Annotated in this window: 3 protein-coding genes and 1 pseudogene; all 4 read right to left on the bottom strand. The window is 37.4% G+C overall.

Translation table 11 applies throughout. The features are described from left to right. Positions 1–327: pseudogene (locus tag H5202_RS22015) on the bottom strand (NUDIX hydrolase); the annotation flags it as partial. Between the two features lie 230 nt (positions 328–557). Further along, positions 558–713, bottom strand: a complete 156-nt coding sequence (locus tag H5202_RS22010; RefSeq protein ID WP_336244832.1) for a LacI family DNA-binding transcriptional regulator — start codon at positions 711–713, stop codon at positions 558–560. Positions 714–1003: 290 nt separating this feature from the next. After that, positions 1004–1129, bottom strand: coding sequence for a hypothetical protein (locus tag H5202_RS24455; protein ID WP_259397438.1), 126 nt, complete (start codon positions 1127–1129; stop codon positions 1004–1006). A 184-nt stretch (positions 1130–1313) separates the two neighbouring features. Beyond that, positions 1314–1689 (bottom strand): hypothetical protein (locus H5202_RS22005; protein WP_259397437.1); only part of this gene is annotated, 376 nt, incomplete at its 5' end.

The following is a 1689-nucleotide window of genomic DNA, read 5'->3' as shown; positions in this document are numbered from 1 at the left end:
GACCAACGAATAAAACGCAATGGTAATAATTCGTCTGGCTGGGTAACGGTCAACATCACCGAAGGCGCCTAGTTGGTCTACATATAAGTTTTCAACCCCAGCAGTATTCTTTACGACTCGAGATGCTGCCGTCTCAAGGTTTTCGTCACTGCGAACCCAATGACCGACTAAGCCCCATTTATTTGTTGCTAGGCCTTTATTGAATTTAACCAGTAAGACTTTAAGTTTGCCTTCATGAAGGGTAAAAATAAGATTATCAACGGTTAAGTTACTAATACAATCAGCAGGGATTGTTTCTTCATCAATAACTTCGTTTATAAGATTCACAGGTAAGATCCAATTTAATATAGCGAGCTTGGTTGTACATACACACTCTGAAGATTGCCGTTGAACAACTGTGTAGTAGTAAAAAAGTCATATTCAACAAACGTTGATAATCACTTTACTCACCCAAAACATAATTGTAAATGCATGAAACAAAATCAATTTATACAGCACAGCACCAATGCATAATATAACAACAATGCTTATCATCATGGCGAATTAGATGCGTTTTATCAACGACCACCACAAATCTCGTTAGGCCTATATTGTAATTGCTCAACCACGGCTAACACCTTGCTGCGTGTTTTATCGCTTACTTTAGGGTCTTGGTTTAATACTCGCGATACGGTCATCAAAGACAAGCCCGCTTGTTGAGCAACATCCTGTATTCGCGCTTTTTTAACTTAGACCATTATTTACCTACTCATAAAAACTACAAAGCGATATAAAATTAAGCATTTACTAACGTCTTTAATAGACTGCACTTCAAATAATATCATTATCTGAAGTGGTAAATACAAATGAATCACTGTGAAATTATTGTTATACACACCTGACTGAGTAATGAAGTCATTCTACTAACTAAAAACATAATATATGGTTGGCAGACATGTCATTTCAGTACCTTGTAGATTGATTTAATCGCAATCGTAATGCGCTAGAGGTGTTGATAAAGCGCTTAAATAAGTGCTTTAACCTTGGCTAGTTGAGATTGAAACAACAAACTGTGCTTACGGGTAACCTGCTTACTTTCTATGTCACCTTGTTCAATGAGCCGGCAAGCTTCATCTGCTTCAAAGTCCAATAGTGAAACCGCAATTATCGACTCTATCGCAATTTATAAGCTTTATTTAAACGATTTCTCGGTGCTATGCCGACCAACGTTAATACTTCCTTGTATCATTTAATGCATAACCTCATTAATGATTGGCCGCCATAATGTAGGATGACTTTTAACTCGAATATTGAATATCTATTATCTAGTATGTTTATTTGAATCTGGACGTCGCAGACTTAAATGCAGAACCAAGCGAATCCCATGCACTATCAATACCGACTTTAATGTCTTCCCAAGCATCGTCCCCGGCCTTTTTAAGCTCAGTAAGCTTTTTATTGGCATTGTCCTGCATAGACTGAAGTTCCTCTATTTTCTTGTAGTATTCAAGCTGTTTATCAGCAGTTGCAGCGTCAGCTTTTGCTTTAAGCTTGTCGATATCAGCGTTCCACTCGTCAAGCTGCGCCTGCAATTTCTTTTCGTATGCTTGTTTTTTGCTCATAATGATTGTCCTTTTAAATACATTGGATACGCTATACATTTTAAGTGTTTCTACGCTATTTGAATCACTGGGCCTAAGCATATTTGAT

It is taken from the genome of Shewanella sp. SG41-4 (assembly GCF_014164505.1).
GTDB lineage: Bacteria > Pseudomonadota > Gammaproteobacteria > Enterobacterales > Shewanellaceae > Shewanella.
Note: the sequence above shows the minus strand (reverse complement) of the source record. Positions and strands in the feature narration are given on the sequence as shown.